This window comes from Kitasatospora sp. NPDC018619, assembly GCF_044391605.1.
Taxonomy (GTDB): Bacteria; Actinomycetota; Actinomycetes; order Streptomycetales; family Streptomycetaceae; genus Kitasatospora.
On record NZ_JBISAI010000006.1, the window covers coordinates 314,021 to 336,286 of the forward strand.

Consider the following 22,266-nt stretch of genomic DNA (forward strand, 5'->3'; position numbering starts at 1 on the left):
CCTGTCATGTCCCGGTCGTCCGGCCCCACCCCGGACGCTCGCCCCCGGGGCCGACGGGTACCCCCACAACCAGGAGTCACGCACCCATGCTGCGCTCACGCATTGAAAGGGCCGGGACGCCGGCACCGCAGGGCGGCCGCCGACGCCGCCCCAAGAGCACGGCCGCGCTCGCGGCCGGCACCGCCGCCTCCCTGCTGCTCGGCGCCGGCCTCGCGCTGACCGGCGGCGCCTCGGCCAACGCCGCGACCACCAACTCCACCGGTGCGCCCGCCACCAGCGGCGGCATCAAGGTCGCGTACTACGACCAGTGGTCGGTCTACGCGAACGCGTACTACCCCAAGACGATCCAGGACACCGGCGTCGCCGGGAAGCTGGACTACCTGATCTACGACTTCGCCAACATCCACCCGACCGACCTGGGGTGTTTCGAGGCCACCAAGGCCGCGGACACGAACGACAACAACCCCAACGCGGGTGACGGCGCGGCCGACGCGTTCGCCGACTACCAGAAGAGCTTCGGCGCGGACATCTCGGTCGACGGCGTCGGCGACGTCTGGAACCAGCCGATCGCGGGCAACTTCAACCAGCTGAAGAAGCTGAAGGCGAAGAACCCCAACCTCAAGGTCCTGCTCTCGATCGGTGGTTGGACCTACTCCAAGTACTTCTCGCCGGCCTCCGCCACGGACGCCTCGCGCAAGCACCTGGTCTCCTCCTGCATCGACATGTTCATCAAGGGCAACCTGCCCAACGACGCCGGCTTCGGCGGCCCGGGCTCGGCGGCCGGCGTCTTCGACGGCATCGACATCGACTGGGAGTACCCGGGCGGCGGCGGCCACACCGGCAACATCTCCAGCCCCGCGGACAAGCAGAACTTCACCGCGCTGCTGAAGGAGTTCCGCACCCAGCTGGACGCGCAGGGCGCGGCCGACAAGAAGACCTACGCCCTGGCGGCGGCGGTCGGCGCCGGCCAGGACAAGATCATGAACGTCGAGACCGACAAGATCGGTCAGTACCTGACCTTCCTCGACGTCATGACCTACGACATGCACGGCGGTTGGGACGCCCAGGGCCCGACCAACCACCAGGCCGGGCTGTACTCGACCCCGGACGACCCGTCGTCCCCGGCCAAGCCGGGCAACGGCAAGTACTCCATCGACAACGCCATCAAGGCGTGGACCGTCGGTGACAAGGAGTACGGCATCCCCGGCGGCTTCCCGGCCAACAAGATCAACATCGGTGTGCCGTTCTACTACCGCGGCTGGACCGGGGTGAAGGACAACGGCAAGCACGGCCTGTACCAGCCCGCCACCCAGCCGGCCGCCGGTGCGGCGATGTCCGGCAACGTCCCCGGCATCCAGATGTTCAAGGAGCTCGCGGGCTTCGTGGACAACCCGTCCAAGACCTTCTGGGACGACGCGGCGCAGGCCACGTACTTCTACGACGGCAACACCTTCTGGAGCGGTGAGGACGCCAGGTCCATCCAGGCCAAGCTCGACTACGCGCACTGCAACGGCCTCGGCGGCTCCTTCGCCTTCTCGCTCTACGACCTGGGCACCAGGACCGCCCTGTTCGACAAGATGGTGAGCGCCACCAACGGCTCCGCCTCCGCCTGCCCGGCCCCGCCGACCGGCACGCCGACTCCGACCCCGACCTCGACCGGCACGCCGACGGGTACGCCGACCGGCACCCCGACCGGCACGCCGACCGGCACCCCCACGGGCACCCCGACCGGCACCCCGACCACCCCGGCCTCCTGCCCGGCCGCCCCGAGCTGGGACGCGAACACCACCTACGCGGCCGGCGGCACCAAGGTCTCGTGGAAGGGCCACTACTACACCAACAAGTGGTGGACCAAGGGCGACGACCCGAGCCTGAGCGGTCAGTGGGGCGTCTGGACCGACAACGGCCCCTGCTGACGCACCCACGACGGAGTGACGGAGGGGCCTGACGGACCCCCGAACCGAACCCGGGCGGCCCCGGACGAGCGCAGTGCTCGTCCGGGGCCGCCCGTCGCGTTGCCGTCCGGCCGCTCAGATCTTGGCGTAGGTGACCGTGATCGAGGTCGACGAGCTGGTGATCAGCAGGTTGCTCGCGCCCTTCTCGGCGAGGCTCGAACCCCCGCCCATGCTGGTCACCTCGAAGCCGGCGGCCTTGAGCGCCGCCTCGTACTTGGCGAGGTCGCCGTCGGCGGCCTCGCAGGTGATCAGGTAGCCGCCGCTCGCGCCGTTGACCGTGGTGATCTTCCCGGCGGGCAGCGGGATGTCGGCGGGCAGGTCGGCCGGCCTGGTCTTGCCGTTGACCACCGCGGCGGCGGGATCGGCCCCGCCCGCCGCCGGAGCGGCCGGGGTGGTGGCCAGGGCGCCGGTGGCGGGGGTGGAGGGCGCGGCCGCCGGGGCGGAGGAGGAGGCGGCCGGAGTCGCCGGAGCGGTCGCCGCGGGGGCGCTCGCGGCGGTGGTCGCGGCGGCGGGGGACGAGCTGTCGCCGTTGCAGGCGGTGAGCCCCAATCCGGCCACGACGACGGTGGCGAGCAGGGCGGAGGCGCGCTTGATCTGCATGGTGGGGCCCAATCGGTAACGGAACATCAGCAGCGTTCTGGCGCCAGGCAGATTGTCATAGGAAAAGGCCGAAGGCCAACGACTTCCGCGGGGACCGCGCTCCTCCGCCGTCCCGGGCCCTACGCCAGGTCGGCGGTGCGCCCCAGCGCGTCCGGCTGGCTCTCCTCGATCCGCCGCAGCATCCGGCCCAGCGTCGCGGAGAGCGCCGCGCGCTCCGAGCCCGCGACGTCCTGGAGGAACTCCTCCTCGAACACCGCCGCCATCCGCATCGACTCCAGCCACTTGTCCCGGCCGGTCTCGGTCAGCTCGATGATCACCCGCACCCGGTTGGTCTCGTCCCGGTCCCGGGTGACCAGCCCGTCGGCCACCATCCGGTCGATCCGGTGGGTCATCGCCGCCGGGGTGAGCCCGAGCCGCTTGGCCAACTCGCCCGGGCCCAGCCGGTACGGGCTGCCGGAGACCACCAGGGCCTTGAGCACCTCCCACTCGGCGGAGGTGATTCCGAGCACAGTCAGCTGCCGGTCGTACGCCACGCCCATCCGCCGGGAGACCCGCAGGAGGGTCTGCACGATGGTCTCCACCTGGGGGTCGACGGTGGGGAACTCCCTCTGGTAGAGGGCCACTTGTTCGGCGATGCCGAACTCCAGCGGGGTGGCCGGGGCGGGCTTGTCGGCGGCCGGCCGCGGCTTGTCCGTAGTCATGCGGACCAGTGTCGCACGAGGGTGCACCCCTTAAGCCTTTGACTCGGCACTCTTCTGGTGCTAAGACTTTATCTCGTCAAACTTTAGCTCTGAAATCTTCTGGACTCAAGAGTATCCAGTCGAACCAGGAAGGGATGTGCACGGTGACCGGCACGGTGAAGCAGCAGAGGCGGCAGCGGCGTGGAGCGGGCGGCCCGCTGCGCCGCGTCCAGATCGGCAACGCGCTCAGTGCGTTCGGCAGCGGGTTCACGATGCCGTACATGTTCGTGTACGTGGACCAGGTGCGCGGGCTGGGCTCGCTGGCGGCCGGGATGGTGTTCACCGTCTTCGCGCTGGCGGCCCTCGCCGTCCTGCCGCTCACCGGCCGGGGCATCGACAGGTACGGTCCCCGCCCGGTGCTGCTGGCCGGTACGGCGCTCGCCGCCACCGGCGCGTTCGCTTTCGGCCACGCCACCGGCACCCCGGCCCTGCTGGTCTCGTCCTTCCTGTTCGGCGCGGGCGTCACCACCTGCCAGCCGGCCCTCGCCACGATGATCGTCCGCTGCTCGACGGCGGCCACCCGCTCGCACGCCTTCGCGCTCCAGTTCACCCTGGTCAACCTGGGCATGGGCATCGGTGCGCTGGTCGGCGGGCAGATCGTGAACGTGGCCGACCCGGCCAGCCTCACCCGGCTGTTCACCATCGAGGCGGCGACGTTCCTCGGCCTCGCCCTGGTCACCGGCACCGCCCGGATGCCCAAGGTCCAGCTGACCGCCCTGCACGGGAAGGCCGACGGCCCGACGGGCCTGCGCGCCCTGCTCGCCGACAAGGCGATGGTGCGGCTCTGCGTCCTCGCCGGGCTGATCTTCTTCACCTGCTACGGCCAGTTCGAGTCCGGCGTCGCGGCCTTCGCCACCGACACCGTCGGCACCGCGCCCTCCACCCTGGGCTTCGCGATCGGCGCCAACGCGCTGACCATCGTGGTGCTGCAGATGTTCATGGTGCGGATCACCGCGCGCCGCCGCCGCACCACCGCGATGGCCGCGGCCGGCCTGGTCTGGCTCGGTGCCTGGGCGATGGCCCTGGTCGCCGGCCTGATCCGGACGGAGGCGCTGGCCGCCACGGTCGCCATCGTCTCGATCTACGCCCTGTTCGGCGTCGGCGAGTCGCTGCTCGCGCCCACCATGGGCCCGATCGTCGCGGACCTCGCCCCGGCCCGGCTGCTCGGCACCTACAACGCCGGGTACGCCCTGGTGAAGCAGATCGCGATCGCGGTCGGCCCGGCCGTCGGCGTGCTGATGGTCGGCTCCGGCACCTGGCCGCTCTACCTGGCGGCCATGGCGGGCTCCACGCTGCTGGTCGTCGTCCTGGCGCTGCGGCTGCGCCCGCACCTCACGCCGGAGCAGGACAACGCGGCCCCGGCCGCGGCCCGCACGCCGGCCCCGGTCCGGGAGCTCCAGACCGCCGCGTAGCGGGGCGTCCCACACATGGGTTCGAAACGGGCGCCGGCCAGGTCACCTGGTCGGCGCCCGTCGCGCTTGGCTTCGCGCGCACCGCCACATAGTGTCAGTGGCTGTTGACCGTCCGGCCCCGCCCGGGCGGCGCGACCCGGGCGGAGCCAGCCCCGGGCAGAGCAGACAGGCGAATCGGCGAGGCTATGACGCAAGCGGCGCTCACGCACCCACCGGCGGCCCCGGCCCCTGCCGCCCCGGCCCCGGCCCCGCGCGGCGGCCTGGTCCGCTGGGCGGCCGACCACTCCGGCTGGCTCGGACCGATCGCCGTCGCGCTCTTCGCCGGCCTGCTGCGGTTCTGGAACCTCGGCCACCCCGACGCCTTCGTCTTCGACGAGACGTACTACCCCAAGGACGCCTGGTCGCTGCTCCGGCAGGGCTACGAGGGCACCTGGCCCGACCACGCCAACGCCGACATCCTCTCCGTCCCGCAGTCGATCCCGCTGGGCTCGGCACCCGAGTTCGTCGCGCACCCGCCGCTCGGCAAGTGGGTGATGGCGGTCGGCGAGCAGCTGTTCGGGCTGAACCCGCTCGGCTGGCGGTTCATGACCGCCCTGCTCGGCACCGTCGCCGTCCTGGTGCTGGCCCGGATCGGCCGCCGCCTCTTCGGCTCCACCCTGATCGGCTGCACCGCCGCGCTGCTGATGGCGGTGGACGGCCTCCAGCTGGTGATGAGCCGGGTCGGCCTGCTCGACGGCATCCAGATGTTCTTCGTGCTCGCCTCCTTCGGCAGCCTGCTGGTCGACCGCGACCACGCCCGCGCCCGGCTCGCGCGCGGGGTCGCGGCCGGCGGGAACGGCGACACCGTCCGGCTCGGCCCGCGCCCCTGGCGGATCGCCGCCGGGGTGTTCGTCGGGGCCGCCTGCGCGGTCAAGTGGAACGGTGCCCCGATCCTGGCCGCCTTCGGCGTGCTGACCGTCCTGTGGGACCAGGCCGGCCGCCGCGGGGCCGGCGCCCGCCGCCCCTGGCGCTCCATGCTGCGCCTGGACGCCGTCCCCGCCTTCCTCGCCACCGTCGGCTCCGCCGTGGTGGTGTACGTCGGGGCCTGGAGCGGCTGGCTGGCCACCGGAAGCGGCTACGACCGGCACTGGGCGGACGGGCGCGCCGGGCTCTCCCCGGACAGCTTCCTCGGCGTCCCGCTGCCGCAGGTCCCGATGAGCTGGGTGCCCGCCCCGCTGCGCAGCCTGTGGCACTACCACGCCCAGATGTACGACTTCAACACCGGCCTGAGCACCCCGCACACGTACCAGTCCAACCCCTTCGCCTGGCTGGTCGACGGCCGCCCGGTCTCGATGTACTGGGAGCAGATCCCGTACGGGCAGCGCGGCTGCACCGCCTCGGGCGGCTGCGCGGCGCAGATCCTCGGCCTCGGCACGCCGTTCCTGTGGTGGACGGCCTGCTTCGCGCTGGTCTACCTGCTGTGGCGCTGGTTCTTCCGGCGGGACTGGCGCTCGGGCGCGGTGCTCTGCGCGGTGGCCGCGATCTACCTGCCCTGGTTCCGGTACCAGGAGCGGACGATCTTCTCCTTCTACATGGTCGTGCTGGTGCCGTTCCTGTGCCTGGCCGTCGCCCAGCTGCTCGGGGCGGTGCTCGGCCCGGCCGGGTGCGATCCCCGGCGCCGCCGGATCGGGGCGATCGGGGCCGGGGCGGTCGTGCTCGCGATCGTCGGCTGCTTCGCGTTCTTCTACCCGCTGTACACGGCGGAGGTGATCCCGATGTCGTCCTGGCAGGACCGGATGTGGTTCACCAGCTGGATCTGACCGGGCGGACCGGAGGGGCGGGAACCGATGGAGCCAGCGGGCCTGGCGGCCTCCGGGGGCCAGCTGCTGCCGGTCACCCCGGTGCTGGGGGTGGTCACCGCGGTGCTGCTGCTGGCCGCCGTCGCGGTGGCCGGGCGGGGCCTGCTCGGCCACGGGCACGCCGTGCTGCGGGCCGGCCTGCGGGCGGTGGTGCAGCTGGCGGCCGTCGCCGCGGTGATCACCTGGGTGGTCGGTTCGCTCTGGTGGTCGGCGCTGTTCGTGCTGCTGATGTTCTCGGTCGCGGTGCGCACCGCCGGACGGCGGATGACCCCGGGCCCGGCCTGGGTCTGGGCGGCCGCACCGATCGGCGCCGGGGTGCTGCCGGTGCTCGCCCTGCTGCTGGGGGTCGGCCTGCTGCCGGCCGAGGGGCTGTCCGTCATCCCGGTCGCGGGCATCCTGATCGGCGGCGCGCTCAGCGCGACCTCGCTGGCCGGGCGGCGGGCCCTGGACGAGCTGCGGCTGCGGCGCGGCGAGGTGGAGGCCGCGCTGGCGCTCGGCTTCGAGGAGCGCGACGCCCGGCTGGAGATCTGCCGGACGGCGGCGGCGACCTCGCTCGTCCCGGCGCTGGACCAGACCCGGACGGTCGGCCTGGTCACCCTGCCCGGGGCGTTCGTCGGGATGCTGCTGGGCGGGGCGTCGCCGGTCCAGGCGGGTGCGGTGCAGCTGTTCGTGCTGATCGGGTTGCTGGCGGTGGAGTCGGTGGCGATCGTGGTGGTGCTGGAACTGGTCGGGCGCGGGCTGGTGGCCGCCGAGCCGGCCGGCGCCGTCGGGTAGGCCGCGTCCGTGCCTGCGGACGGGCCCGGCGGCGCCGTCGGGTAGGCTGGGAGCCGTTGAAGGGGAGTAGCCCTCCACCGGACCGTCGACATACTGGCCCCCAGGGGCCCGGCGCCCGGGGCACCGCTCGCAGAGCGGCGCCGGCGAGACCTTCGGCCGCAGTGCTGTGACATGACCAGTGCTGTCGGGCCGGAGCGTCCCCTGACGGAGCCGCGGCGGTCGGGCAGCCCGACCGAGGATCCATCGATGAGTCTGACCGTTGCCGCGTTGACCTTCGGCATCATCTTCCTGGCCGAACTGCCGGACAAGACCGCGCTGGCCAGCCTGGTGCTCGGCACCAGGTACCGCGCGAGCTACGTGTTCGCGGGGATCGCCGCCGCCTTCGCCCTCCAGGTGGGCATCGCGCTCGCCGCCGGGCACCTGCTCTCGCTGCTGCCGCACCGCTGGGTGGAGGGCGTGACCGGCCTGCTGTTCCTGGTCGGTGCGGCGATGCTGCTCTTCCACGGCGGCGAGGACGAGGAGGGGCACGCGGCCAAGGAACCGTCCTCGAACAGCTTCTGGAAGGTGGCCGGGGCCAGCTTCGTGGTCGTGGCGATCGCCGAGTTCGGCGACCTGACCCAGATCATGACCGCCAACCTGGCCGCCAAGTACGCCGACCCGCTGGCCGTCGGGATCGGCTCCTGGCTGGCGCTGTGCGCGGTCGGCGGCATCGCCATCGTGGGCGGGCAGAAGCTGCTCAAGCTCGTGCCGATGAAGCTGATCGTCCGGGTGGCGGCGGCCATCATGGTGGTGCTGGCGGGCATCAGCATCGTCGGCGCGATCACCGGCTGACCGTCAGGACGGGCGCCGGGCGCCGCACCGGTCGGCAGGTGCTGCCTCAGCAGGTGCTGTGCCGGTCCAGGGCGGCACGGGTGTTGGGCCCGAAGACGCCCCGCTTGTCGCCCTTGACGTCCCACATCCACTGGACGTAGCCGACGGTGTTCACCGTGGCGTCGTCGTACAGCCCCGTCACCGGGACGCTCGCCCAGCAGACCACGACGGAGAGCTTCTGCTGGAGCGCCGTCACGTCGGGGCCGCTCATCCCGTACTGCAGGACCCTCGGGGTCGCGGCGGCGGTGGGCGTCGGGGCGGGGGCCGAGGAGGTGGGCGCGGGCGCGGTCGGGGTGGGGGCCGGGGCCGGGGCCGCCGGGGGAGCGGCCGCGGCCCCGGTGGCCGGCGCGGTGGTCGGCGACGGGGCGGCCGTCCTGGTCGGGCTCGGCCTGCGGGTGGGGGTCGGCGCCGGACTCGGCGCCTCGCTGGTCGGCGCCGCGCTCGGGACGGGCGTCGCCAGGGTGGGCGGGTCCACCGGCCCGGGGGCCAGGGTGGCCGTCGGCAGCGGCTGTGCCTGCCTGGCCGGCGGCTCCGGGGAGGGCGTCACCGCGTACGCGACGCCGATGGTGAGCGCGACCAGGGCGGCACCGATCCCGGCGAGCAGCCCCTTGCGCCGGGCGAGCGGGCGCCCGGTCTGCTCGGCGGCCCGTCGGGCGGCCCGGCCGCCGCCGTCCTCCGGGCCGGGCGCCGCCGCGGCCCGGCCGGGGCCCGGGGCCTGCCCGAAGGGGAAGAGGCCGATCTCGGGCGCACTCGGCTCGGCGGGCGGGACCGGTGGCAGCAGGGCGGTGGCGTGGGCCTGCGGGTGCCCGTCGGCGGGAGCGGGGTACGGCGCCTGCTCCGTGCCGTACGGGGCCCGCTCCGTGCCGTACGGCGCCCGGCCGGTGCCGTACGGCTGGGCCGGCGCCTGCCCGTGCTCCCGGCCCGGCCCTGCGGCGACGGGCGGCAGCACCGTGGTGGCGTACGCGTCCGCGTCCGGCCCCAGCGGGGGAGCGGCCGCCCGACCGGGCGCGGGGCGCCCCGGGGCGACCGGCGGCAGCACCGTGGTCGCGAACGGGTCCACCACCGGTGTGCCCGGGTGGCTCTCGTCGGCCACCTGGTCGGCGGTCTGCGGCACGTACGGGCGGACCAGCGGCGGCCCCTCCGGATGGGGCAACACGGCGGTCTCGGTGAGGCTCCGGTCCGGGACGCAGCCGCACCCGGTGGAGCGTGCGGTGCCGCACGTCGGGCAGTGCTGGTCCGGCATCGGCCGGTCCTCCTCGGTTTCGGGTCGGCTGCGCGGGCGGTCGTCCGGTCGTCCGGCGCCGCCCCGGGCGGGCCCGGGCGCACGGACGCGCCTGATTATGCAGGACGGCCCGGAGGGGGGACAGGGGCATCCGCCCCCCGGCGGGGGTGTTGCGCCGGTTGGTGCGGGTTGGCCCCTCCGGGACCGCCCGGGGCGCGGTGGCCGCCCCCGGCGCTTACGCTCGGCTCAACCCCGTGGAACATCCCGGGACGAAACCGACCAGCGCGGTGAGCTGGGAGTGATCATCCGCACGGCCCGGCCGACGGGCCCGCGACCCCATGGAGAGGCCATGACGGAGCCGCGCACCGGGTCCGAACGGAGCCCGGCGGGCGAGTTCGGCCCGCCGGCGGTCACCGTTCCCAACCTCTGGGTGCCGATCGGCGCCCTGCTGCTGGCGATGCTGCTCGCCGCCCTCGACCAGACCATCGTCTCCACCGCGCTGCCGACGATCGTCAGCGACCTCGGCGGCCTCGACCACCTCTCCTGGGTGGTCACCGCCTACCTGCTGGCCTCCACCGCCGCGACCCCGCTGTGGGGCAAGCTCGGCGACATGTACGGCCGGAAGCGCTTCTTCCAGGCCTCCATCGTGATCTTCCTGCTCGGCTCGGTCCTGTGCGGGATCGCCCAGAACATGGGCGAGCTGATCGCCTTCCGCGCCCTCCAGGGCCTGGGCGGCGGCGGGCTGATGGTGCTCTCCCAGGCGATCGTCGGGGACCTCGTCGCCCCCCGGGACCGCGGCCGCTACCAGGGCCTGTTCGGCGCCGTGTTCGGCGTCACCAGCGTGCTCGGCCCGCTGCTCGGCGGGGTGTTCGTCGACCACCTCAGCTGGCGCTGGGTCTTCTACGTCAACCTGCCGATCGGCATCGTCGCCCTGCTGGTGATCGCGGCCGTGCTGCACGGCCGGGAGGTGCGGCGCGAGCACCGGATCGACTACCTCGGCACCGCCCTGATCGCCGCCGTCGCCACCTGCCTGGTGCTGATGACCTCGCTCGGCGGGACGACCTGGGCGTGGGGCTCCTGGCAGGTCGTCGGCCTCGCCGTGCTCGGGCTGGTGCTGCTGCTGGCCTTCGTCCTGGTCGAGCGGACGGCCGCGGAGCCGGTGCTGCCGCTGCGGCTGTTCCGCTCCCGGACGTTCAGCCTGGTCGCGGTGATCTCCTTCGTGGTCGGCTTCGCGATGTTCGGCGCGCTGACCTACCTGCCGACCTTCCTCCAGGTGGTCCAGCAGGTCTCGCCCACCCTCTCCGGCGTCCACATGCTGCCGATGGTGCTCGGCATGCTGCTGACCTCGATCGGCTCCGGCCAGATCGTCGCCCGCACCGGCCACTACCGGATCTTCCCGATCGCCGGGACGGCCGTCACCACCGTCGGGCTGCTGCTGCTCTCCCGGCTGGACGAGCACAGCAGCACCGCCGAGATGAGCCTCTACTTCCTGGTGTTCGGCCTCGGGCTGGGCCTGGTGATGCAGGTGCTGGTGCTCATCGTGCAGAACTCGGTCGGCTACGAGGACCTCGGCGTGGCCACCGCGGGCGCCACCTTCTTCCGCTCGATCGGGGCCTCCTTCGGGGTGTCCGTCTTCGGGACGGTCTTCGCGAGCGGCCTGCGCAGCCGGCTCGCCGACGCCCTGGCGGGGGTGCCGCTGCCGCCCGGCTTCCGGCCCGAGGCCATCACCTCCGACCCGCGGCTCATCCCCCGGCTGCCGGCCGCCGTCCAGCCCGGGGTCTACCACGCGTACGCCGAGTCGATCACCCGGGTGTTCCTGTACGCGGTGCCCGTCGCGGTGGTCGCCTTCGTGCTGTCGCTGTTCCTGCGCGAGCAGAAGCTGCGCTCCACCGTCACCGCGCCGGACCTCGGCGAGTCCATCGGGGTCAACCCGGTCGAGCGCACCTCGCTGGACGAGATCGCCCGCGCGCTGGCGGTGCTGAACAGCCGGGAGGCCCGGCGCGACCTCTTCCGGCGGATCACCGAGACCGCCGGGCTGGACCTGCGTCCCGCCTCCAGCTGGCTGCTCCTCCAGATGCACCAGCACGGCTCGGCGGAGCCGGCCGAACTGGCCGAGCGGCGGATCGTCCCGGCCGCCGTGATCGAGGAGGCCGCCCGGGAGGTGGAGGGCCGGGGGCTGGCGGCGAGGGCCGGCGGGCTGCCGCTGCGGCTCACCGAGGCGGGGGAGGAGGCGGCGCTGCGGCTGGTCGCCGCCCGGCGCACCCAGCTCGCCGAACTGCTGGGCGACTGGGACGAGCAGCGGTACGCCGAACTCGCCGGGCTGCTGAACCGGCTCAGCTCCTCGCTGTGCGCGGACCGGCGAGACCGGCCCGACCCGTCGGGGCCCCGCGGGCCGTACCGTGGGGAGGGGCGGTCGTTCTGACGGCCTGCCGGAGAGGTGGTGCGGCGATGCCGCTGGAGATCGAGCGCAAGTTCCTGCTGGACGCCTTCGAGCCGCCGCGGACGGCGGTGCGGCAGCACATCGAACAGGGCTACATCGCGATCAAGGAGGACGGGACGGAGGTGCGGCTGCGGCGCACCGGCGCCGGCCACGTCCTCGGCGTCAAGCGGGGCACGTCCTCCGCGGAGGGCTCCCCGGTCCGGGTCGAGGTGGAACGCGAGCTCGGGGAACGGGAGTTCACCGAGCTCTGGCCGGCCACCGAGGGGGCGCGGCTGGTCAAGGACCGCTACACCTTCGAGGTCTCCGGCGTCACGGTCCAGGTGGACGTCTACCAGGGCGCGTTGGCCGGACTGCGCACCGCCGAGGTCGAGTTCGGCTCGGAGGCCGACGCGCGGGCGTTCTCGGCGCCGGAGTGGTTCGGGGCCGAGATCACCGGCGTGCGGGCGTACCAGAACCAGAGCCTCGCCGTCCGGGGCCTTCCGGGGGACTGAACGCCCCGGACGGCCCGAACTTCCTTGGACGGGAGGCGCCTTGGCCCGGGCCCCTGGGCCCCCGGGCCCCTGGGCCCCTGGGCCCCCGGGCCTCCGGGCTTCACGGGGAGCCGAACCAGCGCGGGGTGTCGAGGCGGAACGGGTCGCCGGGGGCGAGTCGGCGCAGCCCGTCCTCCACCTGCCGCAGCTGCTCCTCGCCCAGGGCCGCCGCCCACTCCTCGCGCAGCTCGTCGAAGATCCGGGCCGAGCGGCGCAGGCAGTCCACCCCCCGCCCGGTGAGCCGCACCACCTTGCGCCGGGTGTCGGCCGGATCGGCGGCGCGCTCGACGTAGCCGAGCTGCTCCAGGCTGTCGACGGTCTTGCCGGCCGCCTGCTTGGTGACGCCGAGGCGGCGGCCGAGCTCGGAGGCCGTGGTGCCGTGCGGGCCGATCGCCTGGAAGACGAAGCCGTGCATCGGTCGCAGGTCGGGGTGGCCCTCGCGGGCGATGCGCTCGTGCAGCTCGTCGATGATCGTCCGGAAGGCCAGGAGCAGGCGCAGGGGCAGCTCGAAACCCGGCGGGGGCAGGTCACTTGACACGATAGACAACCTCATTGACCATATAGACAACTTCATTGTCCATCTTAGGGGGTTCCCTCGCCATGCCCGTCATCCGCCGGACCGACGCCCGCCGCACCGAGACGCCGAACGCCGTCATGACCACCTGGGCCTCGCCGACCCAGGGCTCCGCCGCCCTCGCCGTCTGGCAGGTCGAGATGGCCGCCGGGGCCCGGGGGCCGCTGCACGCCATGGACACCGAGCAGGTCTGGACCCTGCTCGCCGGCACCGCCGAGATCGACCTGGCGGGGGAGGCCCTCGCCCTCGCGACCGGGGACACCGCCGTCCTCCCCGCGGACACCGCGCGCCGGATCGCCACCGGCACCGGCTTCACCGCGGTCGTCGCCTCCCTCTCGCCCGCGCACGCCTACAACCCCGGCGCCGTCACCCCGCCCGGCGCCTGCGCGCTCGCCCCGCGAGACGACCAGCGGATCCTCCCGCCGTGGATCGCCTGAGGCCGACGCGGCTGGGGACGGCTCCGGGTCGCCCGGGCCGTCCCCATGGTTGACGCGCGTGGCTACGGCTGCTGCCCCTCGATGTCGTCCGGGTTCTGCTGACCCTGTTGCTGGGCCTGCTCCTGGGCCTGCTGCTGGGCCTGGGAGGCCTTCTGCTGGTCGTCGCCCTCCTGTGGCTGCTGGCTGCCGATGCGCTGCTTGGCCTCGTCCGCCGCCTGCTGGGCCTTGTCGCGGAACTTGTCGCCGATACCCATGACCACTCCCCACGTTGTCCTCGGGTGCTGGGTTCTACCTCCAGGCTTCCACCGCGGCTCCGTCCCCGCACGTCGACCGCCCGCCACGCGCCGTGACCACCGGCGCCCGCGGACGGCCCGCCCGTGAGGTGTAGCAGACTGCTGCCCGTCAGCAGTCACGCTCAGCAGAAGGAGCACCATGTCCGTCGTCAAGATCAACGTCCTGACGGTGCCGGCCGAACAGCGCGAGGTGCTGGAGCAGCGCTTCGCCGCCCGCGCCGGCGCGGTGGAGAACTCGGACGGCTTCGAGTGGTTCGAACTCCTCCGTCCCGTCGAGGGCACCGACCAGTACCTCGTCTACACCCGCTGGCGCAGCGAGGAGGACTTCACGGCCTGGATGGAGGGCCCCATGAAGGCCGCCCACCAGCACGGCCCCTCCGGCGAGGCCCCCAAGCGCCCCGCCGCCTCCGGCTCCACCCTCTGGTCCTTCGAGGTCGTCCAGTCCGGGGGCCCCAAGGCCTGACGTCCGTACGGCGGTTGCGCGCCCCGGGGTTCGGGGAGCCCCGGGGCGCGCGGCTGTTCAGGCGGGGGCGAGGGGGGAGTGGCCGGCGGGCCAGAGGAGGCGCAGGCGCAGGGGTGGGGGGTCGAGGGGGAGGCGGGTGAGGGTGCCGGCGGCGACGTGGGCATGGACCGCGTGGGCGGGGAGGAGGGCGATGCCGAGGCCCTGCTCGGCGCAGGCGCGGGTGGTGGGGACGGCGCCGGTGTGGAGGCGCCGGACGTGGTGGCCGAGGAGGCGCTCGCCGGCGAGGCGGTAGGAGCAGGAGGGGGAATCGACGAGGAGGCGGTGGCCGCGGAGGTGCTCGGGCGTCAGCTCGGCGGCGCGGGCCAGCGGGTGGGCGGGGGCGGCGACCAGGGCGAGGGGGACGTCCTGGAGGTCGAGGTGGTCGAGCAGGGCGGGCGGCAGGGGGAAGCCGAGGGCGCCGAGCGGGCCGGGGGCGTCCAGGACGAGGGCCGCCGCCAGGGCTCCGGCGGCGACGCCGTCGAGCAGGGTGTCCCGGGTGGCGTCGGTGCGGAGGGATATCTCCAGGTCGGGGCGGTGGTCGGTGAGGCGGGCCAGGGCGGCCGGGAGGTGGGAGGCGGCGACGGCCTTCAGGACGCCGAGGCGCAGCCGGGGCCGGGCGGCGGGCGGGACGACGACCTCGCGGCGGGCCTGTTCGGCCTGGGCGAGGAGCCGGCGGGACCAGGGCAGCAGCCGCTCCCCGGCCGGGGTGAGCGTCAGGCTGCGCGCGGCCCGGTCGAACAGGTCGGCGCCGAGGCTGAGTTCGAGGGTGCGGACCTGCTCGGAGACGGAGGCCGGGGCGAGGCCGAGCGCCACGGCCGCGCCGCTGACGGTGCGGTGGGCGACGACGGCCTCGAAGACGCGCAACTGACGTAGTTCCACTGGTTTCCCCGGTTCCACCGAAGGTTCGTACCGTGCTCGTGCTCGTGCTGCCGGACAGCGTACGGCGGGTGCGCGGGGGACTTCGGGGAATCGGGCGGTTCCGGGGGCCTCGGGGGCCTCGGGGGTGGCGGGCGTCGGCGGGCTACCCGGCGGCCGCCTCGGCCAGGGCCCGGCCGGTGAGCGAGTCCGTCCGACGGGCCAGCTCCGCCGGCGGGCCGGTGAAGAGCAGGCGCCCGCCGTCCGCCCCGGCGCCCGGCCCGATGTCGATCACGTGGTCGGCCTGCGCCACGACGCGGAGGTTGTGCTCGACGACGACCAGCGTCGCCCCCGCGTCCACGAGTTCGGCGAACAGCGCGTCCAGCCGTTCCACGTCGCTGGGGTGGAGGCCGGTGGTCGGTTCGTCGAGGACGATCCGTTCCTCGGCGAACCCGGCGGAGGCGCTTAGGTGCCGGGCGAGCAGGAGGCGCTGCTTCTCGCCGCCGGAGAGGGTGTCGAGGGACTGCCCGACGGCGGTGTAGCCGAGCCCGACGCGCTCCAGCCACCGCAGCGGCTCCGCGATCTGCGGGCGGTCGGCGAAGAGTTCGGCCGCCGGTCCCGCCGCCATCCGCAGGACGTCCGCGACGGTGTGGCCGTCCAGCTCCGCCTTCAGGGCCGTGGGGTTGAAGCGCTCGCCCCCGCAGGCGTCGCACGGCGTGGCGACGTCGTCCAGGAAGGCGAGTTCGGTGGTGATGTGGCCCTTGCCCCGGCAGGCGGGGCAGGCCCCCTTGGAGTTGAAGCTGAACCAGGCCGCTTCGAGCCCGGACGCGGCGCTGAACACCTCGCGCACGCCGTCCGCGACGCCGAGGACGCTCAGCGGCATCGACCGCACCCCGCCGCGCAGCGGGTCCTGCCCGACCACCGTGAACTCCCGGTGCTGGCGCGGGAGTTCGTTGACGGCCAGCGAGCTCTTGCCGGAGCCGGCGACACCCGTGACGGCGGTGAGGACACCCAGCGGTACGTCGACGTCGAAGCCGGTGAGGTTGTGGGCCGAGGCGCGGACGACCCGGACGCGGCCGCGCGGCTCGCGCACCGTGTGCCGCACCTCCAGCGGGGTGGAGAGCAGCCGCCCGGTGACGGTGCCGCTCCCGCGCAGCTCCGCCGGCGTCCCCTGGAACCGCACCAGGCCGCCGTCCGCCCCCGCGCCCGGCCCCATGTCGACCACGTGGTCGGCGATCCGGATCACCTGGGGGTGGTGCTCCACGACCAGGACGGTGTTGCCCGCGTCGCGCAGCCGCAGCAGGAGCTGGTTGAGGCGCTGCACGTCGGCGGGGTGCAGGCCGGTCGACGGCTCGTCGAAAACGTACGTGATGTCCGTGAGGGCGCTCCCGAGGTGCCGGACGATCTTCACCCGCTGCGCCTCGCCGCCCGACAGCGTCGAGGACTCGCGGTCGAGCGAGAGGTAGCCGAGGCCGACCGACAGCAGCGCGTCCAGCGTGCGGCGGATGCCGTCGAGCGCCGGCTCGACCCGCGGATCGTCCACCGTCTCCAGCAGGGCGCGGAGTTCGGCCACCGACAGCGCGGACCAGTCCACGATCGAACGCCCGTCGATCAGGCTGGCGCGGGCGGCGGCGTTCAGCCGGGCGCCGCCGCAGGCCGGGCAGACCCGGTGGGTGGTGAGGCGCTCCAGCTCCTCGCGCACCTGCGGGGACATCTTGGACGGCCGGTTCTTCACGTAGACGTCGCGCATCCGGGTGATGACCCCGTCGAACCGGGCGGTCTTCGGGAAGCGCGGATCCGGGTTCGGCAGTTTGAGCTGGTCCGCGTAGAGGAAGAGCCGCATCTCCTCCTCCGAGTAGTCCTTCAGCGGCTTCCTGCGGTCGAACAGCCCGCAGTAGGCGAAGCGCTTCCAGCGGTAGACGCCGGGCCGGAACTGGCTGAACCGCACCGGCCCCTCGTCGATGTTCCGCTCCGGGTCGATCAGTTCCTCGACGTCGATGTCGACGACGGTGCCGAGGCCCTCGCAGTCGGGGCACATGCCCGCCGGGTCGTTGAAGGAGTACGCGGGCGAGAACCCGGCGGAGGGCTCGCCGATCCGCGAGAACACCAGCCTGAGCAGCGGGGCGAGGTCGGAGGCCGTGGCGACGGTCGACCGGGCGTTCCCGGTGAAGCGGCGCTGGTCGATGATCGCGGTGAAGGTCAGGCCGCTCATCGACTGCACCTCGGGCGCCGGCATGTGCGGCAGCCGGTTGCGCACGAAGGAGGCGTAGGTGTCGTTCACGAGGCGCTGGGCCTCGGCGGCGACGGTGTCGAGCACGAGCGACGACTTGCCGGATCCGGACACTCCGGTGACGACCGTCAGGGCCTTCTTCGGCAGGTCCAGGCTGACGTTCCTGAGGTTGTTGACGGCCGCCCCCACGACGCGGATGACGGCCTCGTCGGTGGAATGCTGAACGCCCATGCCCGCCATCATAGGTTTGTTCGGGAAAACGCCCGGTATGGGACGGGCGGAACGGGTGGGACCACCGGCCGACCGGGCGGGCGAGCGCGTGGGCCTTCGCGCAGGACGTCGGCCCGTCCGACGTCCTGCGCGAGGTCCGCCCGCCCCCTATCCGGCGAGCGTGCCGTCCAGGTACTCCTGCACCGGCGGGAACAGCGGGAACGGCACGTACTCGGCCAGCTCGGCGCGGGACGCCCACACCACCCGGTCCAGCTCGTCGGAGTCCGCGACCATCGCGGTGCCGCCGACCACCTCGCAGGCCGTGTACGTCATCCGCCGCCCGTTCTGCGGGTGCACCCGCTCGCCGAGCCGCCGGGCGGCGGCGACGCGCAGGCCGGTCTCCTCGGCGGTCTCGCGCACGGCCGCCGCCTCGGGGGACTCCTCCGGCTCGACCTCCCCGGCCGGGAACTGCCAGGACAGCTCACCCTCGGCGACCCGCCGCCGCACCATCAGCACCCGGCCGTCCCTGACGACGATCGCGACGGCGACGGCGGGGGGTTGCTGCTCGGGGCTCTGCTCGGTCATGGCTCTGCTCCTCGGACGGGGGCGGTGTCGACGCCATCCTGGCCCGGGGCGGCGGGCCCGGTCGGCAGCGCGCGGCCGGCCGCGTGTCGCGCCGGCCCCGGCGGCCACCCCTGGCGGCCACCGGTGCGCCGACCCGTGGAGCGCGGACGGCGCACCGCCGGTCACGGGGGTGGGGGTGGGCAGCGGCCGCCCGCCTCCCGACGGCCCGTCACCACCGCGCCGCACGTCCGGCAGCCGTTCGCGTTCCGCGGCGGGGATCGCGGCCACCGCCGGTCGGACACCAGGACCGTCTCGACCGACACGTCCCCCGGGGAGGGGAATCCGTGCCACGGGAGCGTTGCCCCGTCCTCCCGGCGGGCGCTCAGGCGGTGCGTAGGCGCTCCAGGAACTCCGGGACGCCGGCGGCCCGCGCCGGCACGAGTGCCCCGGGCGGCGCGGGATGTGCGGGCGGCCCGCCGCCGGGGCGGGACGGCTGTGCGGGGTGTGCCGTTAACGCTCCGGCCGCTGCTCCGGCCGCTGCTCCGGCCGGTCCTCCGGCCGCTGCTCCGGCGGGCGGAAGGCGACCGGGGCGTCGAAGGCGGCGCGGCGGGTGGTGCGGCGCAGGGCGCGCAGGACGGGGGTGCCGAGGGTGAGGCACAGGACGACGGTCAGCGCGGCTCGGGGCAGGTCCCACCCCAGCGACGTGGTCAGGCAGTAGGCGGCGAAGCGGACCAGGTTGGCCGGCAGCGGATCCCCCGGGACGAAGGAGATCGATCCGGCCAGGCCGCCGATGTACGGCCAGCCCTGGAGGTTCATGACCGTGCCGTACAGCAGGGACGCGACGGCCCCGTACCCGGCGAGCAGCCAGAGTTCGCGGCGGCCGCGCAGGCAGGAGGCCCCCGGCAGCAGCCCGGCGCCCAGGCACACCCACCCCATGGCGAGCATCTGGAAGGGCAGCCACGGCCCCACCCCGCCGGTCAGCAGCGCCGAGGCGAACATCGACAGCGAGCCGAGCACGAAGCCGAAGCCCGGGCCGAGCACCCGCCCGGACAGCACCATCAGGAAGAACATCGGCTCCAGCCCCGCCGTGCCCGCGCCGAGCGGCCGCAGCGCCGCGCCCGCCGCGGCCAGCACGCCCAGCAGGGCGACCGACTTGGCGTCCAGCCCCGGCGCCCCGCCGCCCGCCGAGCGGCCCTCGGAGATCTGGGCGATGACGACGGCGAGGAGCAGGGGGAGGAGGAGGGCGAACAGCCACGGCGCGTCCGCCGAGTGGCCGACCAGCGCGGACCCGGTGGAGGCGAGCAGCGGCCAGCCGAAGGCGGCCACGCCGACGAACGTGACGGCCAGCAGCGCCGCGACGGACCGGCGCCCCAGCGGCACGGGCCGGGCGCCCGGCCGGACGGGACGGGTGCCCGAGGGAACGGGCGGGGGAGACGAGGGAACGGGCGGGGGATCCGAGGGAACGGGCGGGGTGCCCGGCGGAACGGCAGGGGTGCTCATGCGTCCAGCGCCTCCGCGACCTGCCCGACGGTGAGCCACGGCCCGGGCGCCAGCACCTTGGCGACCTGCGGGGCGAACGCCGGCGAGGAGACCACGACCTGCGCCGTCGGCCCGTCCGCGACGATCTCGCCCTCGGCCAGGATCACCGTGCGGTGGGCGAGTTCGGCGGCCAGCTCGACGTCGTGGGTGGCGAGCAGCACGGCGTGCCCCTCGGCCGCCAGCGAGCGCAGGATCTCCACCAGCCGCGCCTTGGCGGCGTAGTCGAGGCCCCGGGTCGGCTCGTCCAGCAGCAGCAGCGGGGGCCGGGCGGTGAGCACCACGGCGAGGGCGAGGGTGAGCCGCTGGCCCTCGGAGAGGTCGCGCGGGTGGGTGTCGTCGGCGATGCCGGGCAGCAGGCGTTCCACCAGGGCGCGGCAGGTGCCGGGGGCGGCGCCGGCGTCGCCGTCGGCCGCGGCGCACTCGGCGGCGACCGACTCGCCGTACAGCAGGTCGCGCGGGTCCTGCGGGACGAGGCCGACCTCGCGGATCAGCTCGGCGGGGCGGGTGCGGTGCGGGGTGCGGCCGCCCACCGTGACGCTGCCGGAGGCGGGGGCGTGCAGGCCGACCAGGCTGCCGAGCAGGGTGGACTTGCCGGCGCCGTTGCGGCCCATCAGGGCGGTGACCTCGCCGGGGCGCAGCGCGAGGCCCACCCCGCGCAGCGCCTGGACCGGGCCGCGCCGGACGGCGAGGCGGTCGGCGGCGGCGATCGGGGCGCCGGACGGGGCGGGAGCGGCGGCCGGCGCCCGGCCGTCGAGCCGGTCCCGCAGCCCCGCCGCCTTGCGGCGGGCGTCGCGGACGGAGAGCGGCAGCGGTCGCCAGCCCGCGAGCCGGCCGAGGCCGACCACCGGCGGGTGCACGGGGGAGTGCGCCATCACCGCGGCGGGCTCGCCGAGGACGGGCGGGGCGTCGGGGGTGAGCAGCAGCACCTGGTCGGCGTACTGGACGACCCGTTCCAGCCGGTGCTCGGCCATCAGCACGGTGGTGCCGAGGTCGTGCACCAGCCGCTGGAGGACGGAGAGCACCTCCTCGGCCGCGCCCGGGTCGAGCGCGGAGGTGGGCTCGTCCAGGACGAGCACGCGCGGGTGCACGGTGAGCACCGAGCCGATCGCGACGCGCTGCTGCTGCCCGCCGGACAGCGAGCCCAGCGGGCGGTCGCGCAGGTCGGCGAGGCCGAGCAGGTCGAGGGTCTCCTCGACCCGGCGGCGCATCACGTCCGCGGGCAGGCCCAACGACTCCATGCCGTAGGCGAGTTCGTCCTCGACGGTGTCGGTGACGAAGTGCGCCGCCGGGTCCTGCCCCACCGTGCCGACCAGGTCGGCGAGTTCGCGCGGCCGGTGCTCGCGGGTGTCCCGGCCGCCGACGGTGACCCGGCCGTGCAGCACCCCGCCGGTGAAGTGCGGCACCAGGCCGCTGACCGTGCCCAGCAGGGTGGACTTGCCGGCGCCCGACGGGCCCACCAGCAGGCAGAGTTCGCCCTCGGGGACGGTGAGGTCCACGCCGTTCAGGACGGGCGCGGCGGCGTCCGCGTACCGGACGGAGACCTGCTCGAAGGTGATCACGATGCCCTCCGGGGCGGAATCGGGGCGGCGAGCGCCGGTGCCAGGCCGAGCAGCACGGCCAGCACGGCGGCCAGGGGCAGCGCGGGGACGGCCGGCGGGACGACGGTGGGGGCGAAGGAGGTCGGGTCCCGTACGGCCAGGTAGCCGGTGAGGGCCGCCACGGCCGCGCCGGATCCGGCGGTCAGCCACTCGGGCAGGGCCCACGGGTCCGGCCGGTAGCGGCTCCTGACGGACCGTCGGCTGCCGAGCAGCAGTCCGGCGAAGGCGGCGGCCAGGCCGGTCAGTAGGACGGGCAGCGCCCAGCCCGCGCCGCCGGCGGTCAGCAGCCCGTACGCGGCCAGGCAGACCCCGAGCAGGCCCGCCAGGGTGAGCGCGGCCGTCGCCCGGGCGAGCCGGCGCGGGACGTCGGCGGTGCGGCCGAAGCCGCGGGTGTCCATGGCGGCGGCCAGGGCGATGGACCGCTCCAACGCGCCCTCCAGCACCGGCAGTCCGACGCTCAGGACGGCCGCGACGCCCTTGTCGGTGCGGCCGCGCAGGCGCCGGGCGGCCCGCAGCCGGCGGACGTCCGCGACGAGGTTGGGCGCGAAGGTCATCGCCACGACGACGGCCACGCCCGCTTCGTAGAGCGCGCCGGGCAGGGCGCGCAGCAGCCGGGCCGGGCTGGCCAGCGAGTTGGCGGCGCCGACGCAGACCAGCAGGGTGGCCAGCCGCAGGCCGTCGTACAGCGCCGCGAGCAGCCCCTCGGCGGTCACCCGCCCGCCGATCCGCACGCCCTGCGCCCAGGCGGGCAGGGGGAGTTCGGGCAGGGTGAACAGCACGTGGGTGCCGGGGACGGGCGAGCCGAGGAACACCGCGAACACCAGCCGGATGCCGAGCACCAGCAGGCCCAGCCGCAGGAACGCCCCGTAGGAGCGCGACCACGGCGCATCGCCGCGCCGGGCCGCGACGACGTACCCGGCGACGGCGGCGAGCAGCAGCAGGATCGCCGGGTTGGTGGTGCGCGTCGCCGCCGCGCCCAGCCCGAGCGCCCACAGCCACCAGGCGCCGGGGTGCAGTTGACGGGGGCCGGCGGGCGGCCGGTTGCTTCGGGCGGTGCTGCTGCTCACGGGGGTTCCTGGCGGG

At 74.7% G+C, this 22,266-nt stretch carries 20 protein-coding genes; 9 read left to right on the top strand and 11 right to left on the bottom strand.

Translation table 11 applies throughout. The features are described from left to right. Positions 1–86: 86 nt before the first annotated feature. Positions 87–1,916, top strand: coding sequence for a glycosyl hydrolase family 18 protein (locus ACH5AR_RS12265; protein WP_396301289.1), 1,830 nt, complete (start codon positions 87–89; stop codon positions 1,914–1,916). 114 nt (positions 1,917–2,030) lie between these two features. Here the strand turns inward: ACH5AR_RS12265 and ACH5AR_RS12270 are convergent, their stop codons facing one another. Together ACH5AR_RS12270 and ACH5AR_RS12275 are read right to left on the bottom strand one after the other, a co-directional pair. Further along, positions 2,031–2,582, bottom strand: a complete 552-nt coding sequence (locus ACH5AR_RS12270) for a hypothetical protein (RefSeq protein ID WP_396301290.1) — start codon at positions 2,580–2,582, stop codon at positions 2,031–2,033. Between the two features lie 92 nt (positions 2,583–2,674). After that, positions 2,675–3,256 (bottom strand): MarR family winged helix-turn-helix transcriptional regulator, encoded by a 582-nt coding sequence (locus ACH5AR_RS12275; RefSeq protein WP_396301291.1) that lies wholly within the window; start codon positions 3,254–3,256, stop codon positions 2,675–2,677. Between the two features lie 143 nt (positions 3,257–3,399). Between ACH5AR_RS12275 and ACH5AR_RS12280 the strand changes: the two genes are divergently transcribed. The 4 genes from ACH5AR_RS12280 (at position 3,400) to ACH5AR_RS12295 (ending at position 8,150) form a co-directional block, all read left to right on the top strand. Continuing rightward, complete coding sequence (locus ACH5AR_RS12280; RefSeq protein ID WP_396301292.1) at positions 3,400–4,707, top strand: MFS transporter; 1,308 nt, start codon at positions 3,400–3,402, stop codon at positions 4,705–4,707. Positions 4,708–4,892: 185 nt separating this feature from the next. After that, positions 4,893–6,506, top strand: a complete 1,614-nt coding sequence (locus tag ACH5AR_RS12285) for a dolichyl-phosphate-mannose--protein mannosyltransferase (protein WP_396301293.1) — start codon at positions 4,893–4,895, stop codon at positions 6,504–6,506. A 27-nt stretch (positions 6,507–6,533) separates the two neighbouring features. Beyond that, the gene (locus ACH5AR_RS12290; protein WP_396301294.1) at positions 6,534–7,319 is read left to right on the top strand and encodes an ABC transporter permease; all 786 of its coding nucleotides are present in this window, start codon (positions 6,534–6,536) and stop codon (positions 7,317–7,319) included. A 246-nt stretch (positions 7,320–7,565) separates the two neighbouring features. Further along, positions 7,566–8,150 (top strand): TMEM165/GDT1 family protein, encoded by a 585-nt coding sequence (locus ACH5AR_RS12295; protein ID WP_396301295.1) that lies wholly within the window; start codon positions 7,566–7,568, stop codon positions 8,148–8,150. A 46-nt stretch (positions 8,151–8,196) separates the two neighbouring features. Here the strand turns inward: ACH5AR_RS12295 and ACH5AR_RS12300 are convergent, their stop codons facing one another. Then, the gene (locus ACH5AR_RS12300) at positions 8,197–9,432 is read right to left on the bottom strand and encodes a hypothetical protein (RefSeq protein ID WP_396301296.1); all 1,236 of its coding nucleotides are present in this window, start codon (positions 9,430–9,432) and stop codon (positions 8,197–8,199) included. A gap of 328 nt (positions 9,433–9,760) precedes the next feature. Here ACH5AR_RS12300 and ACH5AR_RS12305 point away from each other — a divergent pair, with 328 nt between their 5' ends. Continuing rightward, positions 9,761–11,833 (top strand): MFS transporter, encoded by a 2,073-nt coding sequence (locus ACH5AR_RS12305; protein ID WP_396301297.1) that lies wholly within the window; start codon positions 9,761–9,763, stop codon positions 11,831–11,833. 26 nt (positions 11,834–11,859) lie between these two features. After that, positions 11,860–12,342 (top strand): CYTH domain-containing protein, encoded by a 483-nt coding sequence (locus ACH5AR_RS12310; protein WP_396301298.1) that lies wholly within the window; start codon positions 11,860–11,862, stop codon positions 12,340–12,342. A 100-nt stretch (positions 12,343–12,442) separates the two neighbouring features. On the opposite strand, the gene ACH5AR_RS12315 is transcribed toward ACH5AR_RS12310, so the two are convergent. After that, complete coding sequence (locus ACH5AR_RS12315) at positions 12,443–12,919, bottom strand: MarR family winged helix-turn-helix transcriptional regulator (RefSeq protein WP_396301299.1); 477 nt, start codon at positions 12,917–12,919, stop codon at positions 12,443–12,445. A gap of 62 nt (positions 12,920–12,981) precedes the next feature. Here ACH5AR_RS12315 and ACH5AR_RS12320 point away from each other — a divergent pair, with 62 nt between their 5' ends. Next, on the top strand, positions 12,982–13,392 hold the full coding sequence (locus ACH5AR_RS12320; protein WP_396301300.1) for a cupin domain-containing protein: 411 nt from the start codon (positions 12,982–12,984) through the stop codon (positions 13,390–13,392). Between the two features lie 62 nt (positions 13,393–13,454). Here the strand turns inward: ACH5AR_RS12320 and ACH5AR_RS12325 are convergent, their stop codons facing one another. Then, positions 13,455–13,646 carry a hypothetical protein gene (locus tag ACH5AR_RS12325; protein WP_396301301.1) on the bottom strand — a complete coding sequence of 64 codons (192 nt, stop codon included), beginning with the start codon at positions 13,644–13,646 and terminating at the stop codon, positions 13,455–13,457. 178 nt (positions 13,647–13,824) lie between these two features. On the opposite strand from ACH5AR_RS12325, the gene ACH5AR_RS12330 reads away from it, so the two are divergent. Continuing rightward, complete coding sequence (locus ACH5AR_RS12330; RefSeq protein ID WP_396301302.1) at positions 13,825–14,148, top strand: antibiotic biosynthesis monooxygenase family protein; 324 nt, start codon at positions 13,825–13,827, stop codon at positions 14,146–14,148. A gap of 57 nt (positions 14,149–14,205) precedes the next feature. Here the strand turns inward: ACH5AR_RS12330 and ACH5AR_RS12335 are convergent, their stop codons facing one another. The 6 genes from ACH5AR_RS12335 to ACH5AR_RS12360 all read right to left on the bottom strand — a co-directional run bounded on the left by ACH5AR_RS12335 (position 14,206) and on the right by ACH5AR_RS12360 (position 22,250). Further along, positions 14,206–15,051, bottom strand: coding sequence for a LysR family transcriptional regulator (locus ACH5AR_RS12335; protein WP_396301303.1), 846 nt, complete (start codon positions 15,049–15,051; stop codon positions 14,206–14,208). Between the two features lie 157 nt (positions 15,052–15,208). Continuing rightward, positions 15,209–17,503, bottom strand: a complete 2,295-nt coding sequence (locus ACH5AR_RS12340) for an excinuclease ABC subunit UvrA (RefSeq protein WP_396301304.1) — start codon at positions 17,501–17,503, stop codon at positions 15,209–15,211. Positions 17,504–17,650: 147 nt separating this feature from the next. Further along, positions 17,651–18,067 carry an NUDIX hydrolase gene (locus tag ACH5AR_RS12345; protein ID WP_396301305.1) on the bottom strand — a complete coding sequence of 139 codons (417 nt, stop codon included), beginning with the start codon at positions 18,065–18,067 and terminating at the stop codon, positions 17,651–17,653. Between the two features lie 489 nt (positions 18,068–18,556). Next, the gene (locus ACH5AR_RS12350; RefSeq protein WP_396301306.1) at positions 18,557–19,426 is read right to left on the bottom strand and encodes an ECF transporter S component; all 870 of its coding nucleotides are present in this window, start codon (positions 19,424–19,426) and stop codon (positions 18,557–18,559) included. A gap of 116 nt (positions 19,427–19,542) precedes the next feature. Beyond that, a complete protein-coding gene (locus tag ACH5AR_RS12355; RefSeq protein WP_396301307.1) occupies positions 19,543–21,144 on the bottom strand; it encodes an ABC transporter ATP-binding protein in 1,602 nt (533 codons plus the stop codon). After that, positions 21,141–22,250 carry a CbiQ family ECF transporter T component gene (locus ACH5AR_RS12360; protein ID WP_396301308.1) on the bottom strand — a complete coding sequence of 370 codons (1,110 nt, stop codon included), beginning with the start codon at positions 22,248–22,250 and terminating at the stop codon, positions 21,141–21,143. Before ACH5AR_RS12360 ends, ACH5AR_RS12355 begins: the two co-directional genes overlap by 4 nt. Positions 22,251–22,266 lie beyond the last annotated feature (16 nt).

Excerpts from the sequence above, each read along its gene's own strand:
- ACH5AR_RS12265 (WP_396301289.1), top strand. The coding sequence starts at position 87 with ATGCTGCGCTCACGCATTGAAAGGGCCGGGACGCCGGCACCGCAGGGC.
- ACH5AR_RS12270 (WP_396301290.1), bottom strand. The coding sequence starts at position 2,582 with ATGTTCCGTTACCGATTGGGCCCCACCATGCAGATCAAGCGCGCCTCC.
- ACH5AR_RS12275 (WP_396301291.1), bottom strand. The coding sequence starts at position 3,256 with ATGACTACGGACAAGCCGCGGCCGGCCGCCGACAAGCCCGCCCCGGCC.
- ACH5AR_RS12285 (WP_396301293.1), top strand. The coding sequence starts at position 4,893 with ATGACGCAAGCGGCGCTCACGCACCCACCGGCGGCCCCGGCCCCTGCC.
- ACH5AR_RS12290 (WP_396301294.1), top strand. The coding sequence starts at position 6,534 with ATGGAGCCAGCGGGCCTGGCGGCCTCCGGGGGCCAGCTGCTGCCGGTC.
- ACH5AR_RS12295 (WP_396301295.1), top strand. The coding sequence starts at position 7,566 with ATGAGTCTGACCGTTGCCGCGTTGACCTTCGGCATCATCTTCCTGGCC.
- ACH5AR_RS12300 (WP_396301296.1), bottom strand. The coding sequence starts at position 9,432 with ATGCCGGACCAGCACTGCCCGACGTGCGGCACCGCACGCTCCACCGGG.
- ACH5AR_RS12305 (WP_396301297.1), top strand. The coding sequence starts at position 9,761 with ATGACGGAGCCGCGCACCGGGTCCGAACGGAGCCCGGCGGGCGAGTTC.
- ACH5AR_RS12310 (WP_396301298.1), top strand. The coding sequence starts at position 11,860 with ATGCCGCTGGAGATCGAGCGCAAGTTCCTGCTGGACGCCTTCGAGCCG.
- ACH5AR_RS12320 (WP_396301300.1), top strand. The coding sequence starts at position 12,982 with ATGCCCGTCATCCGCCGGACCGACGCCCGCCGCACCGAGACGCCGAAC.
- ACH5AR_RS12325 (WP_396301301.1), bottom strand. The coding sequence starts at position 13,646 with ATGGGTATCGGCGACAAGTTCCGCGACAAGGCCCAGCAGGCGGCGGAC.
- ACH5AR_RS12330 (WP_396301302.1), top strand. The coding sequence starts at position 13,825 with ATGTCCGTCGTCAAGATCAACGTCCTGACGGTGCCGGCCGAACAGCGC.
- ACH5AR_RS12340 (WP_396301304.1), bottom strand. The coding sequence starts at position 17,503 with ATGGGCGTTCAGCATTCCACCGACGAGGCCGTCATCCGCGTCGTGGGG.
- ACH5AR_RS12345 (WP_396301305.1), bottom strand. The coding sequence starts at position 18,067 with ATGACCGAGCAGAGCCCCGAGCAGCAACCCCCCGCCGTCGCCGTCGCG.